Annotated in this window: 9 protein-coding genes; 3 read left to right on the forward strand and 6 right to left on the reverse strand. The window is 72.5% G+C overall.

The features are described from left to right. Positions 1–21: 21 nt before the first annotated feature. Positions 22–2,235 (forward strand): heavy metal translocating P-type ATPase, encoded by a 2,214-nt coding sequence (locus AC067A_RS17800; RefSeq protein ID WP_479243390.1) that lies wholly within the window; start codon positions 22–24, stop codon positions 2,233–2,235. Positions 2,236–2,748: 513 nt separating this feature from the next. Here the strand turns inward: AC067A_RS17800 and AC067A_RS17805 are convergent. From AC067A_RS17805 to AC067A_RS17825, 5 genes are all read right to left on the reverse strand, one after another. Next, on the reverse strand, positions 2,749–4,038 hold the full coding sequence (locus AC067A_RS17805; protein ID WP_250765284.1) for a citrate synthase: 1,290 nt from the start codon (positions 4,036–4,038) through the stop codon (positions 2,749–2,751). 178 nt (positions 4,039–4,216) lie between these two features. Continuing rightward, entirely contained in the window at positions 4,217–6,442 is a 2,226-nt protein-coding gene (gene recD2 / locus AC067A_RS17810) for an SF1B family DNA helicase RecD2 (protein WP_479243391.1), read from the reverse strand. A gap of 295 nt (positions 6,443–6,737) precedes the next feature. Then, a complete protein-coding gene (locus tag AC067A_RS17815) occupies positions 6,738–7,511 on the reverse strand; it encodes a sugar phosphate isomerase/epimerase family protein (protein ID WP_479243437.1) in 774 nt (257 codons plus the stop codon). 26 nt (positions 7,512–7,537) lie between these two features. Continuing rightward, a complete protein-coding gene (locus AC067A_RS17820; protein WP_479243392.1) occupies positions 7,538–8,689 on the reverse strand; it encodes a dihydrodipicolinate synthase family protein in 1,152 nt (383 codons plus the stop codon). Beyond that, on the reverse strand, positions 8,686–9,837 hold the full coding sequence (locus AC067A_RS17825) for a Gfo/Idh/MocA family protein (RefSeq protein ID WP_479243393.1): 1,152 nt from the start codon (positions 9,835–9,837) through the stop codon (positions 8,686–8,688). The genes AC067A_RS17820 and AC067A_RS17825 overlap by 4 nt, the downstream gene beginning before the upstream one ends. A 112-nt stretch (positions 9,838–9,949) precedes the next feature. Here AC067A_RS17825 and AC067A_RS17830 point away from each other — a divergent pair, with 112 nt between their 5' ends. After that, the gene (locus tag AC067A_RS17830; RefSeq protein ID WP_479243394.1) at positions 9,950–10,996 is read left to right on the forward strand and encodes a LacI family DNA-binding transcriptional regulator; all 1,047 of its coding nucleotides are present in this window, start codon (positions 9,950–9,952) and stop codon (positions 10,994–10,996) included. A 272-nt stretch (positions 10,997–11,268) separates the two neighbouring features. Here AC067A_RS17830 and AC067A_RS17835 read toward each other — a convergent pair whose 3' ends face one another. Further along, on the reverse strand, positions 11,269–11,841 hold the full coding sequence (locus tag AC067A_RS17835) for an AAA family ATPase (RefSeq protein ID WP_479243395.1): 573 nt from the start codon (positions 11,839–11,841) through the stop codon (positions 11,269–11,271). A 218-nt stretch (positions 11,842–12,059) separates the two neighbouring features. Here AC067A_RS17835 and AC067A_RS17840 point away from each other — a divergent pair, with 218 nt between their 5' ends. Continuing rightward, positions 12,060–13,880 carry a glycoside hydrolase family 3 protein gene (locus AC067A_RS17840; protein ID WP_479243396.1) on the forward strand — a complete coding sequence of 607 codons (1,821 nt, stop codon included), beginning with the start codon at positions 12,060–12,062 and terminating at the stop codon, positions 13,878–13,880. Positions 13,881–13,886 lie beyond the last annotated feature (6 nt).

Below are 13,886 nucleotides of genomic sequence, written 5' to 3' on the forward strand. Positions count from 1 at the left end.
TGCTCCCGTTTGGAACCGCACATGCCCAGCACCACCGCCACCGAGCTGACGATCGGCGGGATGACCTGCGCCTCCTGCGCCGCCCGCATCGAGAAGAAGCTCAACCGGATGGACGGCGTCACCGCCACCGTCAACTACGCCACCGAGAAGGCGCATGTCGAACACGCGCCGGACGTCGGCGTCGACGAGCTGATCGCGACGGTCGTGAAGACCGGCTACACGGCCGAGGAGCCCGCCCCTCCGGAGCCGGACCAGGACGAGCCTGCGGAGTCGGCGGACCCCGAGCTCGCCTCCCTCCGGCAGCGGCTCACGGTCTCGGCACTGCTCTCCGCGCCCGTGGTCCTGCTCGCCATGGTCCCCTCGCTGCAGTTCGACAACTGGCAGTGGCTGTCGCTCACCCTCGCCTCCCCCGTCGTGGTCTGGGGCGGACTGCCCTTCCACCGGGCCGCCTGGACCAACCTGCGGCACGGCGCCGCCACCATGGACACGCTCGTCTCGGTCGGCACCCTCGCCGCCTACGGCTGGTCGCTCTGGGCGCTCTTCCTCGGCGACGCCGGCATGCCCGGCATGCGGCACGGCTTCGACCTCACCGCCGACCGCGCCCACGCCTCCTCCTCGATCTACCTGGAGGTCGCCGCCGGCGTCGTCACCTTCATCCTGCTCGGCCGCTACCTGGAGGCCCGCGCCAAACGCAAGGCGGGCGCGGCGCTGCGGGCCCTCATGGAACTCGGCGCCAAGGACGTGACCGTGCTGCGCGCGGGGACCGAGGCGCGGATCCCGGTCGCCGACCTGCGGACCGGCGACCTCTTCGTCGTACGTCCCGGCGAGAAGATCGCCACCGACGGCACCGTCACCGAGGGCGCGTCCGCCGTCGACGCCTCCCTGCTCACCGGCGAGTCGCTGCCGCTCGACGTCACCGAGGGCTCCCCGGTGACCGGCGGCTGCGTCAACGTCTCGGGCCGGCTCGTCGTCCTGGCCACCGAGGTCGGCGCCGGCACCCGGCTCGCCCGGATGGCACGGCTCGTCGAGGACGCCCAGAACGGCAAGGCCGAGGTGCAGCGGCTCGCCGACCGGATCTCCGCCGTGTTCGTCCCGGTGGTGCTGCTCATCGCGCTCGGCACCCTCGTCGCCTGGCTCCTCCTGACGGACGACCCGACCGCGGCCTTCACCGCCGCCGTCGCCGTCCTGATCATCGCCTGCCCCTGCGCCCTCGGCCTCGCGACCCCGACCGCCCTCATGGTCGGCACCGGCCGCGGCGCCCAGCTCGGCATCCTGATCAAGGGCCCCGAGGTCCTGGAGTCCACCCGCCGCGTCGACACGGTCGTCCTCGACAAGACCGGGACGGTCACCACCGGCCGGATGCGGCTGACCGGCGTGCACGTGCACGGCGGGCGGTACGGCACGGACTCCGCCGACGAGACCGAGCTGCTGCGGCTCGCGGGCGCCCTCGAGCACTCCTCCGAGCATCCGGTCGCCCGCGCGATCGCGGCCGGCGCCGCCGAGCGGTGCGGAGAGCTCCCCGCACCGAAGACCTTCGAGAACGTGCCCGGCCTCGGTGTCCGCGGCTCCGTCGACGGCCGGCTCGTCCTCGTCGGGCGCGCCGCCCTGCTCGCGGCCGAGGGCGTCGAGGCGCCCGCGACGACGGAGCCGGGCGCCGTGCACGTCGCCTGGGACGGGGTCGCCCGGGGCACCCTGACCGTCGCCGACACCGTCAAGGACACCAGCGCCGAGGCCGTCGCCCGGCTGCGCGGCCTGGGCCTGCGCCCGGTGCTCCTCACCGGCGACCACCAGGCGGTCGCCGACGCCGTGGCGGCCGAGGTGGGCATCGACGAGGTCGTCGCCGGAGTGCTTCCCGAGGAGAAGGCCGAGGTCGTACGGCGGCTCCAGGCGGAGGGCCGGACGGTCGCCATGGTGGGCGATGGGGTCAACGACGCCGCCGCGCTCGCCACCGCCGACCTCGGCCTGGCGATGGGGACGGGCACGGACGCGGCCATCGAGGCGAGCGACCTGACCCTGGTCCGGGGCGACCTGCGGGTCGCGGCGGACGCCATCCGGCTCGCCCGCCGGACCCTGGCGACGATCAAGGGGAACCTCGGCTGGGCCTTCGGCTACAACCTCGCGGCACTCCCCCTCGCGGCCGCCGGTCTGCTGAACCCGATGATCGCCGGCCTCGCCATGGCCTTTTCGTCCGTGTTCGTCGTATCCAACAGCCTTCGTCTCCGTCGCTTCACGTGATTTCACCTACACGTGACGCACAGGACCTTCACAAGGAGATCTAGATCACAGATATTGGGGGGTAACCATCTGGGCTGTTCGCGAGTCTAAGTGGGCGATGCCGAGAACGTCTTGGGGGACGTTCATGGAATGTCTTGGGGGACGTTCCAGGCAAGCGTTGGCCGGGGCACGTGCACCGGGGAGCTTTGAGCGGCCCTCCCGTACGTACCCCGGCAGACCGCATCGCGCCCCACCCGCGTAGCTTCTGCAGACACCCGCAGACGCCCGGCCCGGATCCCGTGGGGGGAATCCGCACCGGGAAAAGGGAAGCGCCCCGCCCGTCGACCCGTGGGGGGATCGACGGCGGGGCGCCTCTCGCTACTTCCGAGGCTCGCTCCCCCTCCGGGGCGCTGGAGCCGGTGTCGAGACGACGATCGTGCTCGACCCTCCTTCGTCGGGCCCGCGCGCGTTCGTCGTCTCGACGCCGACGCGCCCCTTCGGCTCACTCGCCGGGCGCGTCGGGTGGGGTCCGCGTCAGCGGGACTCGACCGGGACGAAGTCGCGGAGGACCTCGCCGGTGTAGATCTGGCGCGGACGGCCGATGCGGGAGCCGGGCTCCTTGATCATCTCGTGCCACTGGGCGATCCAGCCCGGAAGGCGGCCGAGGGCGAAGAGGACCGTGAACATCTCGGTCGGGAAGCCCATGGCGCGGTAGATCAGACCCGTGTAGAAGTCCACGTTCGGGTAGAGGTTGCGCGAGACGAAGTACTCGTCGGAGAGCGCGTGCTCCTCCAGCTTGAGCGCGATGTCGAGCAGCTCGTCGGACTTGCCGAGGGCCGAGAGGACATCGTGCGCCGCCGCCTTGATGATCTTGGCGCGCGGGTCGAAGGACTTGTACACCCGGTGGCCGAAGCCCATCAGGCGGACGCCGTCCTCCTTGTTCTTCACCTTGCGGATGAAGGAGTCGACGTCGCCGCCGTTGGCCTTGATGCCCTCGAGCATCTCCAGGACCGACTGGTTGGCACCACCGTGCAGCGGGCCCCACAGGGCCGAGATGCCGGCGGAGATCGAGGCGAACATGTTCGCCTGCGAGGAGCCGACCAGACGCACGGTGGAGGTCGAGCAGTTCTGCTCGTGGTCCGCGTGCAGGATCAGCAGCTTGTCGAGCGCGTTCACGACGACCGGGTCCAGGTCGTACTCCTGCGCCGGGACCGAGAAGGTCATGCGCAGGAAGTTCTCGACGTACCCGAGGTCGTTGCGCGGGTAGACGAAGGGGTGGCCGATCGACTTCTTGTACGCGTACGCCGCGATCGTCGGCAGCTTGGCGAGCAGCCGGATCGTGGAGAGGTGGCGCTGCTCCTCGTCGAACGGGTTGTGGCTGTCCTGGTAGAAGGTGGACAGCGCGGAGACCACCGAGGACAGCATCGCCATCGGGTGGGCGTCCCGCGGGAAGCCGCGGAAGAAGTTCTTGACGTCCTCGTGGACCAGCGTGTGCTGCGTGATCTCGTTCTTGAAGGTCGCCAGCTCGTCGACCTTGGGCAGCTCACCGTTGATCAGCAGGTACGCCACCTCAAGGAAGGTGGAGCGCTCCGCAAGCTGCTCGATGGGGTAGCCGCGGTACCGCAGAATGCCCTGCTCACCGTCGAGGTAGGTGATCGCGGATTTATAGGCGGCGGTGTTGCCGTATCCGCTGTCCAGGGTGACCAGTCCGGTCTGGGCTCGGAGTTTCCCGATGTCGAAGCCCTTGTCGCCGACGGTGCTCTCGACCACCGGGTAGGTGTATTCACCGTCCGCGTACCGCAGTACTACAGAGTTGTCGCTCACGTCATCCCTCACCGACGTAGTGCCTCTTCTTCGAGGTGCCCTGACTGTCTCTACCATCCCCCATTTGGCTCAGGAGAGTGCACTCGGGGTCGCTCATTGGGCCATTCGGCGGCACTCAGTGCCGCCAACCTTCATATCCTGCCCCCTTCGCCCCGGTTCCGGTAGCCCCCGTGATCTTTCACACGAGGGAGTCCCCTGTGAGCCGGTGGGCCAGTGCGGTAAAGCGTCTGCCTGCGGAGACCGTACGCACCGCCTGGGCGATCGCCCGTCGGGAGCCGACCAGCACGACCAGCTTCCTGGCGCGGGTCACGGCCGTGTAGAGCAGGTTGCGCTGGAGCATCATCCAGGCGCTCATGGTGACCGGAATCACCACCGCCGGATACTCGCTGCCTTGCGAGCGGTGGATGGTGACCGCGTACGCGTGGGCGAGTTCGTCCAACTCGTCGAAGTCGTACGGCACCTCCTCGTCCTCGTCCGTCCGCACGGTCAGCCGCTGCTCGACGGTGTCCAGCTCCGTGACGACGCCGACCGTCCCGTTGAAGACCCCGTTGGCCCCCTTCTCGTAGTTGTTGCGGATCTGGGTGACCTTGTCGCCGACCCGGAAGACCCGGCCGCCGAACCGCTTCTCCGCGAGGTCCGGGCGGGCCGGCGTGATCGCCTGCTGGAGCAGGCCGTTGAGCGAGCCCGCACCCGCCGGGCCGCGGTGCATGGGGGCGAGGACCTGGACGTCCCGGCGTGGGTCGAGGCCGAACTTCGCCGGGATCCGGCGGGCGGCGACGTCCACGGCGACCCGGGCGGCGTCCTCGGTCTCCTCCTCGACGAAGAGGAAGAAGTCCGGCAGGCCCTGGGTGAGGGGCGGGGTGCCGGCGTTGATCCGGTGCGCGTTGGTGACCACCCCGGACTGCTGGGCCTGCCGGAAGATCCGGGTCAGCCGGACGGCCGGTACGGGGCTGCCGGAGGCGAGCAGGTCGCCGAGGACCTCGCCCGCGCCGACCGAGGGGAGCTGGTCCACGTCCCCGACGAGCAGCAGGTGCGCACCCGGCGCCACCGCCTTGACCAGCTTGTTCGCCAGCAGGAGGTCGAGCATGGACGCCTCGTCGACGACGACCAGGTCGGCGTCGAGGGGCCGGTCCCGGTCGTAGGCCGCGTCGCCGCCCGGCTTCAGCTCCAGGAGCCGGTGGACGGTGGAGGCCTCGGCGCCGGTCAGCTCGGCGAGCCGCTTGGCGGCCCGGCCGGTGGGCGCCGCGAGCACCACCTTGGCCTTCTTCGCCCGCGCGAGCTCCACGATCGAGCGGACCGTGAAGGACTTGCCGCAGCCGGGGCCCCCGGTCAGCACCGCGACCTTCCGGGTCAGCGCGAGCCGCACCGCCTCCTCCTGCTCGGGCGCCAGCGAGGCCCCGGTCCGGTCGGCGAGCCACGCCAGCGCCTTGTCCCAGGCCACGTCCCGGAAGGCCGGCATCCGGTCCTCGTCCGTCCGCAGCAGCCGCCGCAGCTGCCCCGCGAGCGACAGCTCGGCCCGGTGGAACGGCACCAGGAACACGGCCGTGACCGGCGTGCCCTCGGGGCCGGGCACCACCTCGCGCACGACCCCCTCGGGGTCCTCCGCGAGCTCGGCGAGGCACTCGATGACCAGGCCCGTGTCGACCTGGAGGAGCTTCACCGCGTCGGCGATCAGCCGCTCCTCGGGCAGGAAGCAGTGCCCCTGGTCGGTCGACTGCGACAGGGCGTACTGCAGGCCGGCCTTCACCCGGTCCGGGCTGTCGTGCGGGATGCCGACGGCCTGGGCGATCCTGTCGGCGGTGAGGAAACCGATGCCCCAGACGTCGGCGGCGAGCCGGTACGGCTGGTTGCGCACCACGGAGATCGAGGCGTCCCCGTACTTCTTGTAGATGCGCACCGCGATCGAGGTGGAGACGCCCACCCCCTGGAGGAAAACCATCACCTCCTTGATCGCCTTCTGCTCCTCCCAGGCGTCCGTGATCTTCTTCGTCCGCTTCGGGCCGAGACCCGGGACCTCGATCAGCCGCGCGGGCGCCTCCTCCAGGATGTCCAGGGTGTCGAGCCCGAAGTGCTGCGTGATGCGGTCGGCGAAGACCGGGCCGATGCCCTTGACGAGTCCCGACCCCAGATACCGGCGGATGCCCTGGATCGTGGCGGGCAGCAGCGTCGTGTAGTTGTCGACGATGAACTGCTTCCCGTACTGCGGGTGGGAGCCCCAGCGCCCCTCCATCCGCAGCGACTCCCCCGGCTGGGCGCCCAGCAGCGCCCCGACCACCGTCAGCAGGTCTCCGGTCCCCCGGCCCGTGTCGACCCGGGCGACCGTGTACCCGCTCTCCTCGTTGGCGTAGGTGATCCGCTCCAGGACCCCCTCGACCACGGCCGGCCCCCGGCCTTCGTTGGACATGTAACGACCGTAGCGAACGCCTCGGACACCGCGGGGCGCCGCCGGGGACAAGGCCGGGTCCGAGGCACCGGGAAACCGGAGGAAACGTAGCGTTTCCGGCATGACCGGCTCTTCATTCCGGGACGAGGTGCCGGCCGAGCTCGGCGACGACCGGCTCCTCAAGGAGGTCGAGCAGCAGGACGTACGGCACGTGGCCGGGTGAACGCCGCTCGCCTTCGCCGCCCGGCCCCGCACGGCCGGGCGGCCCTCGCCCCGGACCCTCCGCACGGGGGCCGGGAGGTTCGGGGGGGGGCGATCAGACCGCGAGGAAGCGGTCCAGGGTCTCCTCCAGGACCTCCACGCCGTCCCTGGCCCAGAGGTTGTCGTTGAAGAGCTCCACCTCGACCGGGCCGGTGTAGCCGGCCTTCTCGACCAGGTCCGCCCAGGCGCGGAGGTCGATCGCGCCGGTGCCGAGCTGACCGCGGCCGTTGAGGACGCCGGCCGGCAGGGGGGTGGTCCAGTCGGCGAGCTGGAAGGAGTGGATGCGGCCGGCGGCGCCCGCGCGTTCCACCGCGGCCGGGGCCCGGTCGTCCCACCAGAGGTGGTAGGTGTCGACCGTGACGCCGACCTGCGAGGCCGGGAAGCGCTCGGCGATCTCGAGGGCCTGGTCCAGGGTGGAGACCGCGCACCGGTCGGAGGCGTACATCGGGTGCAGGGGCTCGATGGCGAGCCGGACGCCCCGCTCCCCGGCGTAGGGGGCGAGCGCGCCGACGGCCTCGGTGATGCGGGCCCGGGCCGAGGGCAGGTCGGGGCAGGCGGGGGTGAGGCCGCCGGAGACCAGGACGAGGGTGTCGGTGCCGAGCGTCACCGCCTCGTCGATCGCCGCGCGGTTCTCCGCCTCCCAGCCGTCCGAGGTGAAGAAGCCGCCCCGGCAGAGGGTGGTGACGGCGAGCCCCGCGTCCCGTACGAGTCCGGCCGCGGCCTCGACGCCGTACGCCTGGACGGGTTCGCGCCACAGGCCCACGCCCGGGACGCCGAGCCGGACGCACTCCGCGACCAGCTGGGGCAGGCCCAGCTGCTTGACGGTCATCTGGTTGACGCTGAGGCGGTCGAGGTTCACGCGGGGACTCCGTACACCGTGAGGAGGGCGCGCATACGGGACTCCGCGAGCGACGGGTCCGGGAACAGGCCCAGGCCGTCGGCGAGTTCGTAGGCGCGGGCGAGGTGCGGGAGCGAGCGGGCGGACTGCAGGCCGCCGACCATCGCGAAGTGGTCCTGGTGGCCGGCCAGCCAGGCGAGGAACACCACTCCCGTCTTGTAGAAGCGGGTGGGGGTCTCGAACAGGTGCCGGGAGAGGGCGACGGTGGGGTCGAGGACCTTGCGGAAGCCGTCGACGTCGCCGGTGTCCAGCGTCCTGACCGCCTCGGCCGCCAGCGGGCCCAGCGGGTCGAAGACGCCCAGCAGGGCGTGGCTGAAGCCCTGTTCGTCGCCCGCGATCAGCTCCGGGTAGTGGAAGTCGTCGCCCGTGTAGCAGCGGACGCCCTCGGGGAGGCGACGGCGCAGGGCGACCTCGCGGCCGGCGTCGAGGAGGGAGACCTTGATGCCGTCGACCTTGTCGGGGTGGGCCGCGATCACGTCGAGGAAGGTCTCGGTGGCGGCGTCGAGGTCGGCCGAGCCCCAGTAGCCCTCCAGGGCCGGGTCGAACATGGGGCCCAGCCAGTGCAGGACGACCGGTTCGCCCGCCTGGCGGAGCAGGTGGCCGTAGAGGTCGAGGTAGTCCTCGGGGCCCGTCGCGGCGGCGGCGAGGGCGCGGGAGGCCATGAGGACGGCCTGCGCGCCCGACTCCTCGACGACCGCGAGCTGTTCCTCGTAGGCGGCGCGGATCTCCGCGAGGGTGCCGCCCGTGATCTGGTCGGTGCCGACGCCACAGGCTATGCGTCCGCCCACGGCGCGGGCCTCGGCGGCCGAGCGGCGGATCAGCTCGGCCGCCCCGGCCCAGTCGAGGCCCATCCCGCGCTGCGCGGTGTCCATGGCCTCGGCGACCCCGAGGCCGTGGGACCAGAGGTGGCGGCGGAAGGCGAGGGTGGCGTCCCAGTCGACGGCGGCGGGGCCGTCGGGGGTGGCGTCGGCGTACGGGTCGGCGACGACGTGCGCGGCGGAGAAGACCGTGCGGGAGGTCAGCGGTCCGGCCGCGGCGAGCGAGAGGGGCTCCGTGCGGGGGGTGTACGCGCGCGTGGAGCCGTCGGGAAGCGGCAGGCGGATCGTCACAGGGAGACCTCCGGTACGTCGAGGCGGCGGCCCTCGGCCGCGGACCTCAGGCCCAGCTCGGCGAGCTGGACGCCGCGGGCGCCCGCGAGCAGGTCCCAGTGGTACGGCTCGTCGAGGACGAGGTGCCGCAGGAACAGCTCCCACTGGGCCTTGAAGCCGTTGTCGAACCCGGCGTTGTCGGGGACCTCCTGCCACTGGTCACGGAAGGACTCGGTGGCGGGGACGTCGGGGTTCCAGACCGGCTTGGGGGTGGCCGAGCGGTGCTGGACGCGGCAGCCGCGCAGGCCGGCGACGGCGGAGCCGTGGGTGCCGTCGACCTGGAACTCGACGAGCTCGTCGCGGTTGACGCGGACCGCCCAGGAGGAGTTGATCTGGGCGATCACCCCGCCCTCGAGACCGAAGATGCCGTACGCGGCGTCGTCGGCGGTGGCCTCGTAGGGCTTGCCGTGCTCGTCCCAGCGGCGCGGGACGTGGGTGGCCACCTGGGCGGTGACGGAGGTGACCCGGCCGAAGAGCTCGTGGAGCACGTACTCCCAGTGCGGGAACATGTCGACGACGATGCCGCCGCCGTCCTCGGCGCGGTAGTTCCAGCTGGGGCGCTGGGCGTCCTGCCAGTCGCCCTCGAAGACCCAGTAGCCGAACTCGCCGCGCACCGACAGGATCTCGCCGAAGAAGCCGCCGTCGACGAGCCGCTTGAGCTTGAGCAGGCCCGGCAGGAACAGCTTGTCCTGGACGACGCCGTGCTTGATGCCCTTCGCCTCGGCGAGCCGGGCGAGTTCGAGGGCGCCGGCGAGGTCGGCGGCGGTGGGCTTCTCGGTGTAGACGTGCTTTCCGGCGGCGATGGCCTTGGTGAGCGCGTCGACGCGGGCGGAGGTGACCTGGGCGTCGAAGTAGACGTCGACGCTGTCGTCGGCGAGGACGGCGTCGAGGTCGGTCGACCACTCGGTGAGGCCGTGGCGCTCGGCGAGGGCGCGGAGGGCGGGTTCGCGGCGGCCGACGAGGACCGGCTCGGGCCAGAGCGTCTCGCCGTTGCCGAGGTCGAGGCCGCCCTGTTCGCGCAGCGCGAGGATCGAGCGGACGAGGTGCTGGCGGTGGCCCATGCGCCCGGTGACGCCGTTCATGGCGATGCGGACTGTCCTGCGTGTCACGAGAGGTTCCTCTCCCCGATGCTCCGCACTTCCGGAAGAAAGCGCTTTCTATCGGGGATGACGCTAGCCTGCCGACATCACCGTCGACAAGGGCCCCGGAGGTACGCACACGATGACCGTCACCCTGGCGGACGTGGCCGCTCGCGCCCGGGTCTCCCCCGCGACCGTCTCCCGCGTCCTGAACGGCAACTACCCGGTCGCCGCCTCGACCCGGGAGCGGGTGCTGCGGGCGGTCGACGAGCTGGACTACGTCCTCAACGGCCCCGCCAGCTCCCTCGCGGCCGCCACGTCCGACCTGGTCGGCGTACTGGTCAACGACATCGCCGACCCCTTCTTCGGGATCATGGCGAGCGCGGCGCAGAGCGCGATCGGGGAGAGCGCGTCGGGGCGGGCCGGCGGACAGAAGCTCGCCGTCGTCTGCAACACGGGCGGCTCCCCCGAGCGCGAGCTCACCTATCTCACCCTGCTCCAGCGGCAGCGCGCCGCCGCCGTGATCCTCATGGGCGGCTCCCTGGAGGACCCGGAGCACCTCGCCGCGACCGCGGGCAAACTGGCCAAGCTGGCGGAGGCCGGGACCCGGGTCGTGCTGTGCGGACGCCCGCCGGTGCCCGGCGACGCCCACGCGGCGGCCCTCGTCTTCGACAACCGCACCGGCGCGCGGCGCCTCACCGAGCACCTGCTCGGCCTCGGACACCGGCGCATCGGCTACGTGGCCGGGCCCGCCGACCGCACGACGACCCGGCACCGCCTCGAAGGCCACCGGGAGGCGCTCGCCGCGGCGGGCGTCGCCGAGGGCCCCACCGTGCACGGTCCCTACGACCGCCGCTCCGGCCACGACGCGACGGCCGAACTCCTCGCCCGCGACCCGTCCCTCACCGCCGTCGTCGCCGCCAACGACACCGTCGCCCTCGGCGTCTGCGCCGCCCTCCGCGAGCGCGGCCTCTCCATCCCCGGTGACGTCTCCGTCGCCGGCTTCGACGACCTCCCCTTCTGCGTCGACGCCGTCCCCGCCCTCACCACCGTCCGCCTCCCCCTCCACGAGGCCGGCGCCCGCGCCGGGCGCCTCGCCGTGGGCACCGAGGAGCCCCCGGCCCGCGGCCGCGAAACGGTCCCTGCCGAACTGCTGGTACGGGGCTCGACGGCGGCGCCACGGGCGTGACCGACGCGCCCTCGGGCGCGGGCGACCGGGCGTGAACCGACGCGCTCTCGGGCGCGGGCTGGCGTGAACCGACGCGCTCTCGGGCGCGGGCTGGCGTGAACCGACGCACCCTCGGGCGCGGGCGGCCGGGAGACGTGGGGCCGAACGGACGGACGGCCTCACCGAGCGTGCGTATGTGCCGCTTGACGGCTTTTCATGTGGTTAGCCTGGCGGCATGTGTACGCGTGCCACCGTCCGGGCCACCGGGGAGCCGGTGGCCCGGACGACAGGACCTAGACGTCGGTGACGAGCGCGGTCAGGCCGGTCGCGGCGAGGACCGCGTCGACGGTCTCCTCGACGGTCCGGTCGGCGTTGTCGATCCAGACGCCCTCGCCGGAGAGTTCGGCGCGCATGACCTCGTCCAGGAAGGCCCAGTTCGTCGTCAGCTTCTTGTGGCGGGCGTTGTTGCGCTCCCAGGCCTTGTCGGGGCCGGGGGCGAGGATCACCACGTGGAGCGGGACGGCCTTGACGTGGGCGCGGTAGAAGTCCAGGTGGGAGCGGCGCACGACCACGTCGTCGAGGACGGGCAGGAAGCCCGCCGAGGCGAGACTGTCCGCGAGCAGGCAGCCGTTGCGGGCGCGCAGCAGGATCTGGCGGTCCGCCTCGGGATCGCCGTCCGGGGTCGGCCAACGGCAGCCCCGGACGATCAGCTCCTGGAGGTGGTCGACCTCGATGTGCGCGGAGCGGGCGAAGCGGGCCGCGAGGGCCGCCGCGACGGTCGACTTGCCACTGCCGGGGATGCCGGCCAGCAGGACGGCGCCGGGGGCGGGCCCGGGGGTGTCGACGGTGATGTGCTCGAAGGTCATGCGCGCCTTTCCTCGCTGGTGGGCCGCGCCGACGGTACGGCCACCGGGCCCTGGAGGCCAGCGAATTACGGGGCGTCCGGGGGGCCTTCGGCGCGGCGGACGGGCGCGGCACACCCGGTGGTGATTCCTGCGCGGGTCCTTGACCTGGCAGTTACTTTCGGGCTATCCGTGACTCCTTGGAAGTTTCCTTCATCCACGCACGGCCGGAAGGAGCAGCAGTGCACCACCGCGCCCCCGCCCCCTCCCGACGCACCCTTCTCACGGTGACCGCCGCGGCAGCGGCCGCGGCCGTCACGGGGGTCACCGCCCCCGTGGCCCACGCGGACACCGACGACCGGAGGCTCCGGCGGATCATCGACCGGATGTCCCTGGAGGAGAAGGTCGGCCAGCTCTTCGTGATGCGGGTGTACGGCCACTCGGCGACCGCGCCGGACCGGGCCGACATCGATTCCAACCTCGCGGAGATCGGCGTCCGCACGGCCGCCGAACTCGTCGAGCGCTACCACGTCGGCGGTGTCATCTACTTCGCCTGGGCCCACAACACCCGTGACCCGCACCAGATCGCCGAGCTCTCCAACGGCATCCAGCAGGCCGCGCTCGCCCAGCCCACCCCGATCCCGGTGCTCATCTCCACCGACCAGGAGCACGGCATCGTCTGCCGGGTCGGCGAGCCCGCCACCCTGGTGCCCGGGGCGATGGCCCTCGGCGCCGGCGGCTCGCACGCGGACGCCCGCAAGGCGGCGCAGATCGCGGGCGCCGAACTCGCGGCCGTCGGCATCCGGCAGAACTACGCACCGGTCGCCGACGTGAACGTGAACCCGGCCAACCCGGTCATCGGGGTCCGCTCCTTCGGCTCCGACCCGCAGGCGGTCGCCGGCCTGGTCGCCGCGCAGGTGAAGGGATACCAGCGGGCCGGGGTCGCGGCCACCTCCAAGCACTTCCCGGGGCACGGCGACACCGCCGTGGACAGCCACTACGGCCTGCCGACGATCACCCACACCCGGGAGCAGTGGGCCGAGCTCGACGCCCCGCCGTTCCGGTCCGCGATCGCCGCGGGCATCGACTCGATCATGACCGCGCACATCGTGGTGCCCGCCCTGGACCCCAGCGAGGACCCGGCCACCCTGTCCCGGCCCATCCTCACCGGCATCCTGCGCGAACGGCTCGGCTACGACGGCGTGGTGGTGACCGACTCGCTCGCCATGGAGGGGGTGCGCACCAAGTACGGCGACGAGCGCGTCCCGGTCCTCGCGCTCAAGGCGGGGGTCGACCAGCTCCTCAACCCGCCCCGGCTCGACGTGGCCTGGAACGCGGTCCTGAAGGCCGTCCGGGACGGCGAGCTGACGGAGGCCCGGCTCGACGAATCGATCCTGCGCATCCTGCGGCTCAAGTCCGGTCTCGGCCTGCTCCGGCGGCCCTACGTCACCCGGGCCGGCGTCGACCGGGTCGTCGGCACCGCCGCGCACCTCGCCGCGGCGGACCGGATCGCCGAGGCGACCACGACCCTGCTCCTCAACGAGGACGGCTTCCTGCCGCTGAGCCCGGCCGACCGTCCCTCGGTCCTCGTCGTCGGCGCCGACCCGGCCTCGCCCTCCGGCACGACCGGCCCGCCGACCACCACGCTCGCGACCGCCCTCACCGAGCTCGGCTTCACCGCGACCGCGCTGTCCACCGGGATCACCCCCACCGCCGCGAGGATCGACGAGGCGGTGGCCGCGGCGGCCGGCAAGGACGTGGTCCTCGTCGGCACCTACAACGTGTCGGCGACCAGCCCCCAGCGGACGCTCGTCGACCGGCTCGTCGCCACCGGGGTGCCCGTCGTCACCATCGCGATCCGCAACCCGTACGACATCGCGCGGATCGCCGGGCAGCGGGCGAGCCTCGCGTCCTACTCCTGGACCGATGTCGAACTCCGCGCCGCCGTCCGGGTCCTGGCCGGGCGGGCCCGGCCCCTGGGCCGCCTCCCGGTGCCGGTCCAGCGCGCGGACGATCCGGCGAAGGTCCTGTATCCGGTGGGTCACGGCCTGTCGTACCGCTGACACGAC

This window comes from Streptomyces sp. NPDC043176 (assembly GCF_056436715.1).

What these genes read in the sequence shown, in the direction of transcription:
- AC067A_RS17800 (WP_479243390.1), top strand. Translation starts at nt 22, where the DNA reads ATGCCCAGCACCACCGCCACCGAGCTGACGATCGGCGGGATGACCTGC.
- recD2 (WP_479243391.1), bottom strand. Translation starts at nt 6,442, where the DNA reads ATGTCCAACGAAGGCCGGGGGCCGGCCGTGGTCGAGGGGGTCCTGGAG.
- AC067A_RS17815 (WP_479243437.1), bottom strand. Translation starts at nt 7,511, where the DNA reads ATGACCGTCAAGCAGCTGGGCCTGCCCCAGCTGGTCGCGGAGTGCGTC.
- AC067A_RS17830 (WP_479243394.1), top strand. Translation starts at nt 9,950, where the DNA reads ATGACCGTCACCCTGGCGGACGTGGCCGCTCGCGCCCGGGTCTCCCCC.
- AC067A_RS17835 (WP_479243395.1), bottom strand. Translation starts at nt 11,841, where the DNA reads ATGACCTTCGAGCACATCACCGTCGACACCCCCGGGCCCGCCCCCGGC.